General features: G+C 74.6%; 2 protein-coding genes. Both read right to left on the bottom strand.

What is annotated here, in order from left to right:
• Positions 1-865, bottom strand: an 865-nt coding sequence (locus VF794_RS35885; protein ID WP_331117626.1) for a methyltransferase, incomplete at its 3' end; no start/stop codon positions are given.
• Positions 862-1,822, bottom strand: a 961-nt coding sequence (locus tag VF794_RS35880; RefSeq protein ID WP_331117625.1) for an aminotransferase class V-fold PLP-dependent enzyme, incomplete at its 5' end; no start/stop codon positions are given. The genes VF794_RS35880 and VF794_RS35885, both read right to left, overlap by 4 nt.

The following is a 1,822-nucleotide window of genomic DNA, read 5'->3' as shown; positions in this document are numbered from 1 at the left end:
GCCCCCCCGGGCGTAGCAGGGAGACGGCCTGCCGGAGGATGCGCGCGCGCTCCTCGGCCACGAAGTCGCCAATCACCCCCGACAGGAGGACGGCATCGGCCGGTGCCACCGCGCCCTCCAGGCCCATGCGCAGGTCCGCCGTCGTGCAGCGGATGCGCTGGGAGAGCCCGGCGCGCTCGATGCGCTCGGCGGCGTAGGCGCGGGCGGGCGGCGTGTCGAGGAGCTCGATGGACAGGTGCGGCACCGCCTGGGCCAGCTCACGGGCCACCTGCCCTCCCCCTCCCCCGAGGTCCACCAGCCGGTGCACCTCGGAGAAGTCCACCTGCTCGGCGATGAGGTGCCCCACCCCACGGCTGGCGATGTCCATGGCCCGCATGAGCAGCGCGTACTCGTCCGGGTGTCCGGCCAGCTCCGTGTACGGGTCCCCGGCGTGGCGCGCGGGGTCGACGAAGGGCCAGTGGTGGAATTGGGGCTGGCCGTCGCGCACCGCCTCGCCCAGGTGGGCGAAGAGCGAGTCGCCGTGACGGCGCTGGTGCAGGAGGAACGGCACGAGCGAGTCCTCCCCTCCCTGGGTGAGCGCCGCCGCCGCCAGGGGACCATTTCGAAAGCGAGGGCCCTCCTCCTGCTCGACGAGTCCGAGCGCCATGAGCGCCGTGAGGAGCCGTCGCGCGCCCCGCACGGAGAGGCCCGCTCGCGCCGCCAGCCCCTCGGGGTCGAGTGGACCCGCCGCCAGGTGGTCGAAGAGCTGGAGGTCCAACGCCGTGCCGAGCACCGAGCCCAGCGCCGGCGCGCAGGCGAGGAGCTGGAGCGTGGCCGGCGTACAGGGCACCGGCTCGCCTCGAAAATCGAGCCTCGCGCCACTCATCGCCGCGCCAGGCGCGCGAGCTCGTCGATGACGCGGTCGCACTCCTGCTCCGTGTTGCAGGGATGGGGCGAGACGCGGATTCCCGCGCCCGGCCGGGTGTCGATGTCGATGCCGAGCGCCGCCATCCGCTCCACGACCGAGGACCCCTCGTCCATGTCGACGCAGAGCGTCCCGCCGCGCCGCTCGGGCTCCCGCGGCGTCGTCACCGAGAGCCCCGCGTCGTGCGCCCGGGCCATCATCCGGGAGGTGAGCGCCACGCTGCGCTCGCGCAGCCGCTCCACGCCCGTCTCCAGCACGAAGCGCAGGCCGGCGCGCGCGGTGTAGATGGGCTCCATCGCGGGCGTGCCCTGCTGGAAGCGCGCACCTCCGGGAGCGGGCACGTAGCCCTCCGTGAACCCCACCATCTGCTGGTGTCCGATCCAGCCCGGGTAGGCGGGTTGGAGCCGCTCGGCCAGCGAGGGCCGCGCGTACAGGAAGGCCAGCCCGGTACCACCACCGCTCAACCACTTGTGGGTGCCGCCGACGACGACGTCCGCGCCGAGCCGCCGCACGTCGACGGGCACCACGCCCACCGCCTGGTACGCATCCAGCACCACGAGGGCCCCCGCGTCATGCGCCGCCTTCACCACCGGCACGACGTCCAGGAGCGCTCCGGTGCGCGGCGACACCAGCGACAGCGCCACGATGGCCACCCGCTCGTCCAGGTGCCGCAGCACCTCCTCGGGCCGGAGCACCACGCCGTCCGCGGGCCGCAGCTCCTCCACGGAGAAGCCCCGGCGCTCCTGCGCGGCCCACAGGTAGCGCGAGGAGTGGAAGTCGGTGGCGCTATAGAGGATGCGGTGGCGCTCCGGCCGGGGCGTCACCGCCGAGGCGATGGCCGCCTGCGCCGCGGTGGCGCTGTCCCGGAGCGCCACCGAGCCCGCCTCCGCGCCGAGCAACTGCTCCAGCAGGCCGATG

This window comes from Archangium sp., from assembly GCF_036389735.1.
In the GTDB taxonomy this organism is placed as follows: domain Bacteria; phylum Myxococcota; class Myxococcia; order Myxococcales; family Myxococcaceae; genus Archangium.
Note: the sequence above shows the minus strand (reverse complement) of the source record. Positions and strands in the feature narration are given on the sequence as shown.